The following is a 767-nucleotide window of genomic DNA, read 5'->3' on the forward strand; positions in this document are numbered from 1 at the left end:
CGAGTCTCGTTTCCCGCTCCAGATTCTACAGGGCCCCGGTAGGGGCCTTGTTTTTCTCCCGCCGCGGCAAGGCGGGGCACGTTGGGCCACAAGGCTTTGCGCGCAGTCAGAAAGGTGAAATCGCTGGTGTGTGTCCGGGATTTCCGGTACCATGTCGGCTTACGCGGGAATAGCTCAGTTGGTAGAGCGCAACCTTGCCAAGGTTGAGGTCGCGAGTTCGAGTCTCGTTTCCCGCTCCAGATGCAAGAAGAACGCTCCCGCAAGGGGGCGTTTTTCGTTTGTCACACCGGTTGCACCGCTGCCGCGCTAGCGTGGCTTGCCGGGCAGGGCGCTGCACCAGGTGCGGGCATCCTGCCGGTCGAAACCGGGGCAGCGGTTGTCCTGCGGGATGTAGACGTAGGGAGCGTCATCTTCGTAGGTGAAGTGGTAGTAGTAGGTCCGGTCCTTCCCGTACAACCAGTAGTTCGACGAGCCCTGGTTGATGGCATACGGCTCGAACGTGAAGATCGAGGATTCACCCGGGATGAAATTGCTGCGCTCCATCAGTAGCAGCATGGCGTTCGAGACCAGTGGGGTGGTCAGGACGAGTACGATCGCACCGACAGTCGCTGTCGTGACCGAGCCAATCAAGAGCCAGCGGTGGGGACGTTTCATGGTCGGGCAGCATCAAGCAAGGCAATGCCGCAATGTGCAATGCGCCGGAAATGCCGTCCAGTGTTCCGTGCCAGGAACGCATTGAAAGCGTAGTGAAAGGCTGGGTCGGCGTT

General features: G+C 60.1%; 1 protein-coding gene and 1 tRNA gene. One reads left to right on the top strand and one right to left on the bottom strand.

Translation table 11 applies throughout. The annotated features are described in order from the left end of the window. Positions 1-163 precede the first annotated feature (163 nt). Positions 164-239, top strand: a tRNA-Gly gene (locus tag DAI20_RS19360). A gap of 67 nt (positions 240-306) precedes the next feature. On the opposite strand, the gene DAI20_RS19365 is transcribed toward DAI20_RS19360, so the two are convergent. Next, positions 307-543: a hypothetical protein gene (locus DAI20_RS19365; protein WP_205781496.1), complete on the bottom strand. Its 237-nt coding sequence runs from the start codon at positions 541-543 to the stop codon at positions 307-309. Positions 544-767 lie beyond the last annotated feature (224 nt).

The sequence above is a fragment of the Planctomonas deserti genome (assembly GCF_003067705.1).
GTDB lineage: Bacteria > Actinomycetota > Actinomycetes > Actinomycetales > Microbacteriaceae > Planctomonas > Planctomonas deserti.